Raw genomic sequence first — 14109 nt, 5'->3', positions numbered from 1 at the left:
ACCTGAGGCCAAAACGGCTATCATGGCAGAGTTTAAACTCCATGAATCAGATACTGGATCCCCTGAAGTACAGGTCGCGATGATTACCAAACGCATCCAAGATATCACAGAGCACCTAAAAGTGCACTCAAAAGATTTCTCGACCCGCCGGGGACTGTTAAAGCTGATCGGGCAGCGCAGGCGCTTACTTGATTATTTAAAACGGAAGGATATCAATCGTTACCGTAGTTTGATCAAAGCGCTTGGCATCAGAAAGTAATTACTCAGCCAAGATAATTTGAATAGTTGAAAGTGGATGCCCGGCGCAGGCAGGGTGCCACTTTCTTTTTTGGAACACCAAATAATCGTACCCGGGAGTAATTAGCAATAAGCAAAAGGGTTGAATACGGCAACCACTTTGCCTATTGCTTGTTCTCCCTGGCACAAAGCAAGGAGACTAAATGCATAATTTTAATATTACTCGGCGAGAGATAGATTTCTTTGGCCGCAAACTAATAGCCGAAACAGGTAAAATGGCAAAGCAAGCCAATGGCAGTGTATATCTGCAATTGGGAGAAACTGCCGTTCTGGTAACCGCTACTATGAGCAAAGAAGCATCCGAAAATCAGGATTTCTTTCCTCTAACAGTAGATTTTATTGAAAAGATGTATGCCGCCGGTAAGATTCCCGGAGGCTTTTTTAAACGTGAAGCCAAGCCTTCCACCGATGCTACTTTGCAGGCCCGCGTGATTGATCGCTCCATCCGTCCACTATTTCCCGAAGGATTTAGAAATCAAGTTCATGTAGTATTGAATGTGTTATCCTACGATGGCGAAGTGGATCCTGCCAATCTCGGCGTATTGGGCGCATCTCTGGCGCTTTCCATCTCCGATATCCCCTTCCACGGACCCATAGCCGGACTTACAGTAGGGTATATTGATAATGAATTCGTAATAAATCCAGATGTAAAACGCCTGCGGGATGAATCTAAACTTAATCTTACCGTTGCCGGTAGCGCAAATTCGGTGGTTATGATAGAATCTGCCGCCAGCGAGTTATCTGAAGAAACAATGCTGGATGCGGTTTATACCGGCCACGAAGCCGTTAAAACTCTTTGCGCTTTTCAGAAAGAGATTGTAAGTGCTTGTGGCAAAGAAAAGGTTGAAGTTAAACTAATAGAAATGCCTAACGAGTTGTTGGAAAAAATGGAAGCCGATTATGGTAATCGCATTGCAGAATCTGCTACAATACTAGGCAAACAAGAACGTCAGGATGCCTTTGATGCGCTCGAAGAAGAAATGCTGGAAAAACATTTGGCAGAAGATGGTGAAGATCTGTTTGAAGAAAACGAAAAAACCTATAAAGAAGCTTTCCATGAACTGATTCGTCGCTATGTACGCGCTTCCATTTTAGATAAGCATTTCCGGGTAGATGGACGTGGTTTGGATGATATTCGCGATATTACCTGTGAAATAGACATCTTACCCCGTGTTCACGGATCTGCTTTATTTACTAGAGGCGAAACACAATCGCTGGGAACCGTAACTTTAGGTGGTGGCAGCGATGAACAAGTGATAGACACTCTTGAAGAAGAATATAAAAAAAGCTTTTATCTACACTATAATTTCCCACCCTTCAGCGTGGGCGAAGCTGGACGTATGGGCCCCACAGGCAGACGTGAGCTTGGTCATGGAAACCTTGCCGAGCGCGCCTTAAAAGCCGTGTTGCCAAGTGCCGAAGAATTCCCTTATACTATGCGAATTGTCTCGGATATACTGGAATCTAACGGCTCATCATCTATGGCTTCGATTTGTAGCGGATGCCTGGCGATGATGGCTGCCGGCGTACCTATAAAAGCCCCAGTAGCCGGTATTGCCAATGGACTGATAATGGAAGGCGAAAAATACGTGGTCCTTACCGATATCATGGGTCTGGAAGATCATCTGGGGGATATGGATTTCAAATGTGCCGGAACCCGTAACGGGATTACTGCCATGCAGATGGATATCAAGATTGAAGGTATCACCAAAGATATTATGCGCATTGCCCTAGATAAGGCTCAACGTGCGCGTTTCTACATTTTGGATAAAATGGCAGAATGTATTTCCAATCCAAGAGACGATTTATCCCCTACGGCTCCTAGAATAGAAAGCTTCAAGGTTCCTACCGATAAGATCGGCGAGATAATAGGACCTGCCGGAAAAATGATAAAATCCATTATCGAAAGCTGCCAAGTAGGCATAGATATCCAAGATGACGGCACAGTAAGAATCCTTTCTCCAGATAAAGATTCTATCGAAAAAGCCAAAGCAATTATCAAAGGTATTGCCATCGATCCCGAACCGGGTGATGAGTTTGAAGGACCCGTAACGCGTATAGAGCCTTATGGCGTGTTCGTGAAAGTGTTGGGCGGAGCCAAAGAAGGTATGGTGCACGTTTCTCAGATGCACACTTCCCGCATTGGTCATCCTGAAGACATGGTTAAACTTGGTGACGTAGTAAAAGTAAAGGCTCTGGGCATGGATAAAGGCAAGCTCTCCCTTACCATGAAAGGAATTCCCGGAAATCCGGAGCCCGATCCTAATGCTCCCAAAGATAGACCTGCTCCTCCCCGTCGGGATGATTACCGCAGAGGTGGAGATAGAGATCGTAGAGGTGGCGGAAGAGATCGCAACCGTAGATAATTAGTAGTACATATTATAAGGCGCGATGCTCAATTTTAGGTTATCGCGCCTACTGCTTAACTGCTATGAGGTAAAGCATGGATTACAAAATTGCCGATTTGAACCTGGCAAAGTACGGTCGCCAAGAAATTATCCTTGCGGAAATTGAGATGCCTGGACTAATTGCTCTTCGCGAACGATTTGCTACACAAAAACCACTTTCCGGAGCCAAAATTACCGGCAGCTTACATATGACCATCCAAACTGCCGTTCTCATCGAAACTCTGGTCGAACTGGGAGCAGAAGTCCGCTGGGCAAGCTGTAATATCTTTAGCACACAAGACCATGCTGCGGCTGCAATGGTAGAGCGTGGCATTCCGGTATTTGCCTGGAAAGGTGAAAGCCTAGCAGAATACTGGTGGTGTACTTTTCAGGCACTCAACTGGCATCAAGACACTTGTGATCTGATAGTTGATGATGGTGGCGATGCTACTTTGATGGTACACGAAGGCTATCGCTTAGAAGAGCTTTACGCAGGTAATGGAGTATTGCCGATTGCCGACAGCGACAATCCAGAATTCAAGCTGGTTCAAGAATTGATTATCAACCATCTTGAGGAGGATACTAACCGCTGGCATAGAATCGCCAAAAACCTGAAGGGTGTAAGCGAAGAAACAACAACTGGGGTAAATCGCCTGTATCAGATGATGCAACAGGGTAAGCTGCTCTTTCCCGCTTTCAACGTAAACGATAGTGTAACAAAAAGTAAATTCGACAATCTCTATGGCTGTCGGGAAAGCCTTGCCGATGGCATCAAACGGGGTACAGACGTAATGGTTGCGGGTAAAACCGTGATGATATGTGGTTATGGAGATGTTGGCAAAGGCTGCGCACAGAGCATGAGAGGATTTGGCGCTCGTGTTGTAGTAAGCGAAATAGATCCAATATGTGCCCTACAAGCTGCCATGGAGGGTTTTGAGGTACGTACTTTGGATGATATGGTAGAGTGTGCCGATATCTTTGTTACAGCAACCGGAAACTGTGACGTGATTAGGGTAGACCACATGCTTAAGATGAAGAATAGTGCCATCGTTTGTAATATTGGTCATTTTGATAACGAGATTCAGGTAAACAAGTTGTATGATATGGATGGCGTGGAACGGGAGCAAATCAAAGCTCAGGTTGACCTCGTTAAGCTTCCAAATGAGAAAGCAATAATCCTTCTCTCTGAAGGTCGCCTAGTAAACTTGGGAAATGCCACTGGTCATCCATCCTTTGTGATGAGTTGTTCCTTTACAAATCAAGTTTTAGCTCAAATTGAGCTGTGGCAAAATCCTCACGAAAACAGAGTATATACCTTACCCAAACATCTCGATGAGCAAGTTGCCCGCCTCCATTTGGCAAAACTGGGTGTTCAGCTAACCCATCTTACCGTTAAGCAAGCAGAGTATATTGGAGTCCCTGTTGAAGGACCATATAAACCGGATCACTACCGTTATTGAGGTAAAATACTTGTGTCTAGCCATAAACCAGTAATTATCAATGAACTATTTGGTGAGTTGGTAATACCTACTGAGGATAAACGCTGGTCTGTTGTGTATTGCAAACCCCGCTGTGAAAAGAAATTAGCAGATTATGCAAGCAAAAATAGCATTCATTACTACCTTCCTCAGATAAAGAAAACCCGAGTTTACCAGCGCCAAAAAGTGAAAACCACTCTCCCCATGTTTCCCGGATATATTTTTATGGTGCTTTCCGCTAAGGACAAGGAATGTGTGTCCATATCTGGATATGTAGTAAGCTTTATTCGCGTGATAAATCAACAAGAGTTATTAGACGACCTATCGCGCATATGTTTTGCCAACAAAAAAGATGTTCCTCTGCAAAAAGTGCTTTGGCTTTCTAAGGGTTTGGAAGTAGAAATAGTTAGCGGAAGCTTTAGGGGCATGAGAGGTATGGTTGAAGGACACGACAAAATATCTGAAGTGCGTTTGCAGGTAGAGATATTACGTCAAGCCGTGATGGTGAAGATAGATCCCAAAGATGTTCAAATAATTGGTAAATACGAGATTGAAGAGGTATAGAGATGAAGATATTAGTAACCGGAGGAGCTGGATTTATTGCATCACATTTGGTTGATGCTTGTATAGAAAGGGGACACGAAGTGGTTGTTGTAGATAACCTCCGAACCGGATATAAACGCAACTTGAACCCCAAAGCCAAATTTGTTGAGATGGATATATGCGATCCTGCCCTTAGTAATGTAATAGCTGAAGAGCAGCCAGATATCATAGATCACCATGCCGCTCAAATCTCGGTTCCTCTTTCCATAGAAGATCCACTTACAGATGCCGAAATAAACGTTAAAGGGCTTATTAACTTGTTACAGGCAAGTGTGCAACATAAGGTCAAGAAAGTAATATACATCTCATCCGGAGGAGCAATGTACGGAGAAGCGGACGAGTACCCTACCTCCGAAACTTTTTCACCCCGTCCAATTTCTGTTTATGCCATCAACAAAATGGTAGGAGAAGACTATTTATATTTTTACAACCATCATTATGGTTTGGATTACACAGTATTGCGCTACGCCAATGTCTATGGTCCCCGTCAGGTATCACATGGTGAAGCGGGTGTTGTATCGATCTTCACAGAAAAGTTGATTCGGGGTGAATCCTGTACTTTAAACGTTTATCCCAATGAGCCTGATGGCATGATTCGGGATTATGTGTATGTCGCTGATGTTGTAAAGGCAAACCTTCTGGCATTTGATAAAGGCAGTAAGGAAGCTTTCAACATCGGTACCTGTATTCCCACCACTACGCTTACTCTGTACAATGAAATCCGTTCTCAACTCGGATCCACGCTCGAACCCTCAATCGCACCCGCCCGTAAAGGTGACCTACATCGCTCGATGTTGAACATTCAAAAAGCAAAACATGTACTCAATTGGGCGCCTGAATACAGTTTGGATCGAGGCATCCCTGAGGTTGTAAAATACTACAGAAATCTTTTAGGAGAATATCAATGAAATTAGCCGTTATAGGTTCCGGATATGTAGGGCTCACCAGTGGTGCTTGCTTTGCCGATATGGGAAACGACGTAATCTGTATCGATAAGGACAGCCGCAAGATCGAAATGCTCAATAATGGAGAAATCCCCATTTTTGAACCGGGTTTAGACGCTATGGTCCACCGCAATGTCCGAGATGGCAGATTGAGTTTTAGCACAAATATCAAATCCGCAGTGGAAAAATCTCTTATTCTGTTTATTGCGGTTGGTACTCCTCCTGATGAAGATGGAAGCGCAGATCTTTCTCACGTATTAAACGCTGCCGCCGAAATTGCCCAATATATAGATGACTACAAGATTATCGTAGATAAATCCACTGTGCCGGTTGGTACTGCCGATAAGGTAAAAGCCAAAATTCAAGAAGTGATAAATAAAGAGGGGAAAAAGCATAGTTTTGATGTGGTTTCAAATCCCGAGTTCCTCAAAGAAGGGGCCGCTATTGATGACTTTATGCATCCCGATAGAGTAGTAATTGGAACCGATAGCAATAAAGCCGCCAGTATTATGCATACACTTTATGCACCTTTCAACCGTACTAACGACAGAGTAATTATTATGAGTATCCGGTCTGCCGAGATGACGAAATATGCCGCCAACGCTCTCTTAGCCACAAAGATATCTTTTATAAACGAGATTGCCAAGCTCTGCGAAGCATATGGAGCAGATGTTGAAGAAGTCCGCAATGGCATTGGTAGCGACAGCCGCATCGGCTATAAGTTCATATATCCCGGCATAGGCTATGGTGGAAGCTGCTTTCCCAAAGATATTAAAGCCCTTATTCACATGGCAAAAGAAACTGGATACAAAAGTAGAATTTTAGAAGCAGTTGAGGATGTTAATCACGATCAAAAGATGATTCTAACCCAAAAGGTGCTCTCCCACTTCGGACAGGATCTTACTGGAAAATCCTTTGCGATCTGGGGTTTGGCTTTCAAGCCTCAAACCGATGATATGCGCGAAGCACCTTCCATTGTCACAATCAAAGCTCTGCGTGAGGCAGGAGCAAGCATCCGGGCTTATGATCCCGCAGCCATGAATGAAGCAAAACGCATCTTCGGTGCAGACCCCAAGATTACTCTTTGCAATGACGAATATGAGGCATTGGATAATGCTAACGGCATGTTACTGCTAACAGAATGGCGACAATTCCGCTACCCGGATTTTAACAGGATTAAAAAGCACTTAAAAGAAGCCGTAATCTTTGATGGACGTAACCAATATAATCCCAAAACCTTAAGAGAAATGGGATTTAGCTATTATGCCGTTGGTAGACCCTAAACACAAGTTCTAATTGTACTAATCCCAAAATACAGTTTAGAGTTAAAATGCTTAAGTAGGCATTTTAGCATGGTTTTTGCATACAAGAATTATGCCTACCCACCATTCTTAACCCCCATGCCCCAATTATTTAACGGTCTATATTATCTAATAAACTGGATCGGTTCTCCCAAAGCATCGAATACCATATGCCGAGCTCGATTCAATTCCCTCCCATAGAATAAGTATCCTTCCTTACTAGCTCCAGGTTGCAAATCTCCAAAAGAGAAATAGGCTGCCATCAATTCGTAATACTGGTCCAGATTCCTTTCTAGCTCATCTGTAATAAGAGGATCGGGATTGAAGGGATCTTGCCACTGATCTAGATACAACTGCTGTTGTTGACTTCCTAACACAAAATCTAGGGGTATATAATCATATTGTTTTGCATCGGATACAATACTAAAACTTTCTCTGGGAATTCTGATCTTGCCGTTTGAGATGTTGCGCACCATCACATACATAGAGAAAAACTTGTTGCCAATATCCCGATTGGAGCCCCGATAAGATTGCGGACGGACAACCACCTGCAGGCTATCCGTCCTCAAGATTGCAAATCCTTCTTCAATTGTATAGTTGCCCGGCATAGGCAGGAAGCTACTAACAGAGCATCCTGCCAATACTAAGAACATTATACTAATTACTAGATTCTTCGTTATCGTCTTCGGCGATATCGCTAAGTTCTTCATCCAGAAGTTGTTCATTATCTTCATCATCGTTATTATCGGTTTCTGTAGCCAGATCTTTGAGATCTATTATCGGTGCCTTTTTAAGCTCTTCAACCTCTTTATCCAAGATTTCTTCGTCAGTTTCTTCGGGCGGAACGCAGGAAATATCGCGCACCTTATCTCCCTTGGTGAGATTGATCAACCTTACACCCTGAGTGTTTCTGCCAATAGTAGAGATCTCCTTAACTGCTTGGCGAATAATCATACCGTCATGAGTAATAATCATTAATTCATCGGCATCACTCACCATCATCAAAGAAGCCAGATGTCCGTTGCGCTTGGTCGTTTTGAGCGTTATAACGCCCTTAGAGCCGCGTTTTGTTGTTGTGTAGTTAGAGATGTTTGTTCGTTTCCCATATCCATTTTCACTAACAGCAAGTATGGTTGCCGAGCCTTCGCCATTTTCTAAGATCTGCCCAGCGTTTACCAAAGTCATCGAAATAACATAGTCTTCATCTCTAAGGCGGATGCCGCGCACACCCATGGTAATTCTACCCATAGCACGGATATCTCTTTCGCTAAAGCGGTTGCAATATCCGTTTCTGGTTGCCAATAAGATATCATCTCCTGCTTCGGAAATTCTGGCATCAATCAATTCATCTCCATCTACAAGCTTGATAGCCCGTATTCCATTGCGACGGGGACGTGAATAGGCTGTAAGTGCCGTTTTCTTGATTAGTCCGTTGCGTGTGCACATAATTATAGTTTGTTTGGGATGGAAATTCTTCAGGGTTACAAACGCTCGTATTTTTTCGCCTTCGGCAAACTTCACCAAGTTTACGATGGCTTTACCGCGAGCAGTGCGGCTTGCTTCCGGAATTTCATACACTTTTATCCAGTGACACATACCGTGATCGGTAAACAGCAGGATGTAAGAATGAGCGCTAGCCACAAAAAGATACTGAATGAAATCTGATTCTTTCAGATTTGAGGCACTCAAACCTTTACCACCTCTGCCTTGTACTTTGTAGGTATCCACCGGCAAACGCTTTACATAACCATCATGAGTAATGGTTACTACCATCATCTCATCGGCTATGAGATCTTCCATATTGAAGCTACCTCCGTGTCCCTCGAGAATGGTTGTGCGGCGAGCATCTCCATATTTAGCTCTCATCTCAGCAGTTTCCTGTTTGATAACATCCATGCGCAATTCGCGGCGATTCACCAATTCGAGTAAACGCTCTATAGTTTTCTGCAGCTCCCGATATTCTTCCTCTATCTTATCTAATTCCATCCCGGTTAAACGTTGTAAGCGCATATCTAATATTGCTTTTGCCTGAATTTCGCTAAGCCCAAATTTCTCCTGCAATGCTGTGCTTGCTTCGGGTGGAGTTTTTGATGCTCGGATTGTTGCGATTACTTCGTCTAAGTTATCCAAAGCTATACGGAAACCTTCCAAAATATGCATTCTAGCTTCGGCATTACGCAATTCAAATTGAGTTCTGCGCAATACTACATCATGACGGAATTCGATGAAATGGGTAAGCATATCTTTCATATTTACCACTTGAGGAATTCCATCAATCAGGCAAAGATTAATTACTCCAAATGTGCTTTGCAATTGAGTATATTTGTAGAGCATATTCTTAACAACCATTGCATCGTGATTGCGTTTTACCTGAATAACTACGCGCATTCCATCTCTGCCAGATTCATCGCGAATATCGCTAATACCTTCTATCTTCTTTTCTTTTACCAATTCCACCATCCGGTCAATTAGCAGAGAAGTGGTTACCTGATAAGGGATAGAGCGAATAATGAGCCTCTCACTATCATTCGGCAATGTTTCTTCATCTATTTCACCACGCACCAAAAGCCGTCCCCTGCCAGTTTCGAAATAATCTCTTATGCCATCGGTACCCAAGATGATCCCACCCATTGGGAAATCTGGACCTTTTATATACTGTAACAATTCCAGAGGTTCCAGTTCGGGGTTATCAATAAGGGCAACAATTGCATCGCATATCTCAGCGGCATTATGTGGAGGCATATTGGTAGCCATACCTACTGCTATTCCTGAAGAACCATTTAGCAAGAGATTTGGCATTCTACTGGGAAATACTACCGGTTCTTTTCTTGTTTCATCGTAGTTGTTTTTAAAATCTACAGTATCTTTATCTAATTCAGAAAGTAGCTCGGTGGTAATTTTCTGCATGCGTGCTTCTGTATAACGCATTGCTGCGGGTGGATCGCCATCGATAGAGCCAAAGTTACCCTGCCCATCTATTAATTGATAGCGCATATTCCAGGGCTGTGCCAAACGCACTAAGGTAGGATACACTACTTGCTCACCATGAGGATGATAGTTACCCGATGTATCACCGGCGATTTTGGCACATTTACGGAAATGACCGCCAGGGCTAAGATTTAACTCGTGCATGGCGTATATAATGCGCCGCTGCGATGGTTTGAGCCCATCCCGGATATCTGGTAAGGCGCGTGATACAATCACGCTCATCGAATAATCCAAATAGGCCTGTTTGAGGTACTCTTCTATCTGAGTAGGAATAATTCTAGTTGTATCAGACATCTATAACTCCATTATATATCAAGGTTTTTTACGTAACGAGCGTTTTTCTGGATAAATTCTCGGCGAGGCTCCACTTCGTCACCCATCAAGATCGTAAACATCCGGTCTGCTTCGATAGCGTCGTCCATTTTAACGGATATCATCGTGCGGTATTCAGGATCCATAGTAGTTTCCCATAGTTGCTCCGCATTCATCTCACCAAGACCTTTGTATCTTTGCACAAATACGCCTTTATCACCAAATTCTCTGATCGCTTCATCGCGATCATCTTCTGAAAATACATATTTCTTCTGCTTGCCCTTACGTACCAGAAATAGTGGAGGTTTGGCAATATATAAATGGCCATGTTCGATAATCTGGCGCATATATCGATAGAAGAAAGTCATCAGCAATGTAGCAATATGAGCTCCGTCCACATCTGCATCTGCCATTATGATTATTTTATGATAACGCAGTTTGCTAACATCAAAATCCTGCCCTATTCCAGCACCCAGTGCCAATATGATAGGCTGAATTTTCTCGTTGTTCAATACCCTATCCATACGCGCTTTTTCGGTATTGAGCATCTTTCCCCAAAGCGCAAGAATGGCTTGATAGCTACGATCTCTCCCTTGTTTGGCAGAGCCTCCTGCAGAATCTCCCTCTACCAAAAATAGCTCGGTTAATGCAGGATCACTTATTGTGCAATCTGCCAATTTGCCCGGCAATGAACCACTCTCCAACACAGATTTTCTGCGGGTTAGCTCACGTGCCTTACGTGCTGCTTCACGACTACGCGCAGCCATCACGCTCTTCATGGATATGTTTTTAGCTTCGGCTGGGTGTTCTTCAAAATAAACCATCAGCTTTTCGTAAACTGCTGAACCCACCACACCTTCGACATCTGTGTTTTGTAACTTGGTTTTGGTTTGACCCTCAAATTGGGGATTGGTAATTTTTACAGAAACAACTGCGGTAAGACCCTCACGAATATCTTCGCCGCTGGGGCTTACCTTTTCGTTTTTTAAAAGATCATTATTCTTTATATAGGCATTCACGGCCGAAGTTAGCCCGCGCTTGAACCCCGAAAGATGGGTTCCGCCTTCGATAGTGTTGATATTGTTGGCAAAGCTGAAGATGTTTTCTTGATAGCCTTCATTGTATTGTATGGCAACTTCAAACTCCATGCTTTCGCGCACAGAATCAATATGAATAGGTTTGGAAAACAGCGGCTTTTTGTTCTGATTGAGATACTCAACAAAACTATTGATGCCACCGTCATACTTAAAATCGTGAATTCTATCGCTACGTTCATCCTTTAGAATGATGCGTACTCCCTTATTGAGAAAGGCAAGCTCCCTGAGCCGCGTAGTCAAATAATCAAAACTGAAATCGATAGTTTCAAATATCTGGGCATCAGGACGGAAAGTAATAATGGTTCCCTTGCGGTTTGTAGAGCCCAGTATCTGCAAATCTGTAGTAGGTTTCCCACGCTCAAAACGCATCATATACTCTTTGCCAGAAGTGTAAACACGAGCCTCCAGCCATTCAGCAAGCGCATTAACCACAGATACACCTACACCATGTAAGCCGCCCGATACTTTGTAAGAGTTTTGGTCAAATTTTCCCCCAGCATGCAAAACGGTGAGCACTACCTGCAATGCCGGTACACCCATATCCTCTTGGATGTCAACCGGAATACCGCGACCGTTGTCGTCCACCTCAATATTTCCCTCAGCGGTAATAGTTACCTTAATAAGATCGCAATATCCGCCTAAGGCTTCATCAATGGAATTGTCTACTACCTCATAAACAAGATGATGTAACCCACGTTCGCCAGTGCCGCCAATATACATTGCCGGACGCTTACGAACTGCTTCCAAGCCCTTGAGCACTTTGATATTACTCGCAGTGTAAGTTTTTTCTGACATAATCTATTGTCTCCTATATGTTTACAAAGTTATTTCGGTGCTGTTTGATGCATCCCAAAAATATTGTGTGTGCAAACATCCTTATCTTGTTGCCAGATAAAATGATATAGCTTATCTGTCAAGAACTTTCTAATATTATTCTTCACTTTTAATTGCCTTAATTTCCAATATGTTAGCGTTCAATAAAGATTCCTGCTTCAAAGAAGCTCTTTTCCTCTGCAATTAACACCGCTCATTGCATACGCAGAATATGGAAAGTATTTCTGATAAAAAAGTAGGTAAACAAGCATTATAACTACTAGAGACCGTTTCACATCCATACATAGCCAATTTTTATGGCTTTCTTTCAGTTCGAGTAGGTGCATACAATGTTTTTATACCAGTTCTGTCGGTAATATCAACCGTTTGAGCAGCTTGTTTCCTCATCATTTAGTTAAGATGCTTGTAGCGGAGTATTACAGAAAATATCCTTAGGTCTTTTTTTATAACAAATGTAAGCGATCTTATATTCATTCAGTGAACAAGTAGGCGCAAGCCGGAAATGGTGCCAAACTCCTGCTTGGTAGTGGCAGCGGAGCTTCCTTCAGAGGCGAGCTCTACTCGCTGTGGAAAGCGGAGCTTGCCACCCCATCTTTTCACCCCAAAGGCAGATGCGGTTTGCTAGGCTTTTTCTGTACGTTACTATTCTAATTCCTTCATCATGAATATTTTTAGGCTTATGATGCATACAAGTAATGGAATGCCTCTATGCTTTTTTATCTATCGCTTCACTCCCAATGCTTCAAGCCATACATAGCGTGGGTTTACCCCGAGATTCTCCCTTATCGGCAGGATGATGGTAGCCTAAACTTGCCTTAACTCTCCGTTTAAGTATCAAGAAGGATGCTTGCAATACAGCTATTGCTAAAAAATTGCATGGAAAGCTCATCATAGCGCCATACAAAAGCCCCTGTTTTATAGTTTCTGTATGTGTATCTCTCTTTTATTGTTTCATTAGAAAGACCGATGAATTATCGGGGATGGGAAGAAGCCCTATACTACAAGCTGGTGGTTGGGCATAGCTACGATCAGAAACAGCCTGCCAAACCGATATCTGGTGCATAGAATTCTGTTATATATGGATGTGCAACGGTCTCAAAGAGTTTTATGGACAAAATATAAGAGACCGGAATTTAAATTCCGGTCTCTTTTTGTATAACTGATTGTTTATTTATATACTTGGAATTCTACGCGGCGATTTTTCTGTCTTTTAGCGATAGTAGCATTATCGTTTAAGGGCTGAGATTCGCCATATCCGGTGTGAGTAAGCCTATCAGCTTCTATTCCTTTGGATACAAGATATTCAAACACCGAGATTGCTCTGGCTTTCGATAGCTTCATATTATACGCATCGCTGCCCATATTGCAGGTATGCCCAGCAATACCTAATTTCAGCCAGCTATTATTCAACATCGTTAGGACGATCTCATCCAGCACGGCAAAGCTTTCCTGCTTCAATTCGGAGCTTTCAAATTCGAACAGGACGTTATCGAAGCTAAATATTTTCTCCGGTTCCAGCATTTGCAATTTAATGTTAAGCTGCCTACGTTCAGATTCTCCAATTGCCAATTCCTGAGTAAAGAGCATATAGTCTTCTTGATTCACGATTACGGTATATACATCCGTTAAGGGAAGATCAATCTCGTAATAGCCATTATCGTTTGCCACCGCAACATCGCGATACATACTGTCACCCAAAGCAGTGGTGAAAGCAATTTCTCCGGCAAGCGGATTCCCATCTTCGTCGCTAAGCCGGCCATATACTCGTACAAAACGAGGTTTTTCTTCTTCCGTTTCGGCAATAGTGCTTTCATCTATTTCATCTTCCGGAATATCTCCTGTGGGAGTTATTACCACCACTTCTTCTT

At 43.0% G+C, this 14109-nt stretch carries 10 protein-coding genes; 6 read left to right on the top strand and 4 right to left on the bottom strand.

Translation table 11 applies throughout. The features are described 5' to 3' along the window. The first annotated feature begins 19 nt into the window (after positions 1-19). The 6 genes from rpsO to LHW48_06245 all read left to right on the top strand — a co-directional run bounded on the left by rpsO (position 20) and on the right by LHW48_06245 (position 6992). Positions 20-259, top strand: coding sequence for a 30S ribosomal protein S15 (gene rpsO / locus LHW48_06270; GenBank protein MCB5260064.1), 240 nt, complete (start codon positions 20-22; stop codon positions 257-259). 181 nt (positions 260-440) lie between these two features. Next, positions 441-2663 carry a polyribonucleotide nucleotidyltransferase gene (pnp, locus tag LHW48_06265; GenBank protein MCB5260063.1) on the top strand — a complete coding sequence of 741 codons (2223 nt, stop codon included), beginning with the start codon at positions 441-443 and terminating at the stop codon, positions 2661-2663. A gap of 77 nt (positions 2664-2740) precedes the next feature. After that, the gene (gene ahcY / locus LHW48_06260; GenBank protein MCB5260062.1) at positions 2741-4144 is read left to right on the top strand and encodes an adenosylhomocysteinase; all 1404 of its coding nucleotides are present in this window, start codon (positions 2741-2743) and stop codon (positions 4142-4144) included. A 12-nt stretch (positions 4145-4156) separates the two neighbouring features. Continuing rightward, positions 4157-4726, top strand: coding sequence for a hypothetical protein (locus LHW48_06255; GenBank protein ID MCB5260061.1), 570 nt, complete (start codon positions 4157-4159; stop codon positions 4724-4726). 2 nt (positions 4727-4728) lie between these two features. Further along, positions 4729-5673 (top strand): NAD-dependent epimerase/dehydratase family protein, encoded by a 945-nt coding sequence (locus tag LHW48_06250; GenBank protein ID MCB5260060.1) that lies wholly within the window; start codon positions 4729-4731, stop codon positions 5671-5673. Beyond that, positions 5670-6992, top strand: coding sequence for a UDP-glucose/GDP-mannose dehydrogenase family protein (locus LHW48_06245; protein ID MCB5260059.1), 1323 nt, complete (start codon positions 5670-5672; stop codon positions 6990-6992). The genes LHW48_06250 and LHW48_06245 overlap by 4 nt, the downstream gene beginning before the upstream one ends. A gap of 143 nt (positions 6993-7135) precedes the next feature. Here the strand turns inward: LHW48_06245 and LHW48_06240 are convergent, their stop codons facing one another. The 4 genes from LHW48_06240 to LHW48_06225 form a co-directional block, all read right to left on the bottom strand. After that, the gene (locus LHW48_06240; GenBank protein ID MCB5260058.1) at positions 7136-7735 is read right to left on the bottom strand and encodes a hypothetical protein; all 600 of its coding nucleotides are present in this window, start codon (positions 7733-7735) and stop codon (positions 7136-7138) included. Then, positions 7668-10292, bottom strand: a complete 2625-nt coding sequence (gene gyrA / locus LHW48_06235) for a DNA gyrase subunit A (protein ID MCB5260057.1) — start codon at positions 10290-10292, stop codon at positions 7668-7670. The genes LHW48_06240 and gyrA overlap by 68 nt, the downstream gene beginning before the upstream one ends. Positions 10293-10303: 11 nt before the next feature. Continuing rightward, positions 10304-12202, bottom strand: coding sequence for a DNA topoisomerase (ATP-hydrolyzing) subunit B (gyrB, locus tag LHW48_06230; protein ID MCB5260056.1), 1899 nt, complete (start codon positions 12200-12202; stop codon positions 10304-10306). A gap of 1206 nt (positions 12203-13408) precedes the next feature. Then, the coding region (locus LHW48_06225; protein MCB5260055.1) for an OmpA family protein at positions 13409-14109 on the bottom strand (701 nt) is incomplete at its 5' end.

This window comes from Candidatus Cloacimonadota bacterium (assembly GCA_020532355.1).
Classification (GTDB): domain Bacteria; phylum Cloacimonadota; class Cloacimonadia; order Cloacimonadales; family Cloacimonadaceae; genus UBA5456.
This window is presented reverse-complemented; position numbering and strand designations above follow the sequence as displayed.

What these genes read in the sequence shown, in the direction of transcription:
- LHW48_06245 (MCB5260059.1), top strand. Translation starts at nt 5,670, where the DNA reads ATGAAATTAGCCGTTATAGGTTCCGGATATGTAGGGCTCACCAGTGGT.
- LHW48_06250 (MCB5260060.1), top strand. Translation starts at nt 4,729, where the DNA reads ATGAAGATATTAGTAACCGGAGGAGCTGGATTTATTGCATCACATTTG.
- LHW48_06240 (MCB5260058.1), bottom strand. Translation starts at nt 7,735, where the DNA reads ATGAACAACTTCTGGATGAAGAACTTAGCGATATCGCCGAAGACGATA.
- gyrB (MCB5260056.1), bottom strand. Translation starts at nt 12,202, where the DNA reads ATGTCAGAAAAAACTTACACTGCGAGTAATATCAAAGTGCTCAAGGGC.
- gyrA (MCB5260057.1), bottom strand. Translation starts at nt 10,292, where the DNA reads ATGTCTGATACAACTAGAATTATTCCTACTCAGATAGAAGAGTACCTC.
- ahcY (MCB5260062.1), top strand. Translation starts at nt 2,741, where the DNA reads ATGGATTACAAAATTGCCGATTTGAACCTGGCAAAGTACGGTCGCCAA.
- pnp (MCB5260063.1), top strand. Translation starts at nt 441, where the DNA reads ATGCATAATTTTAATATTACTCGGCGAGAGATAGATTTCTTTGGCCGC.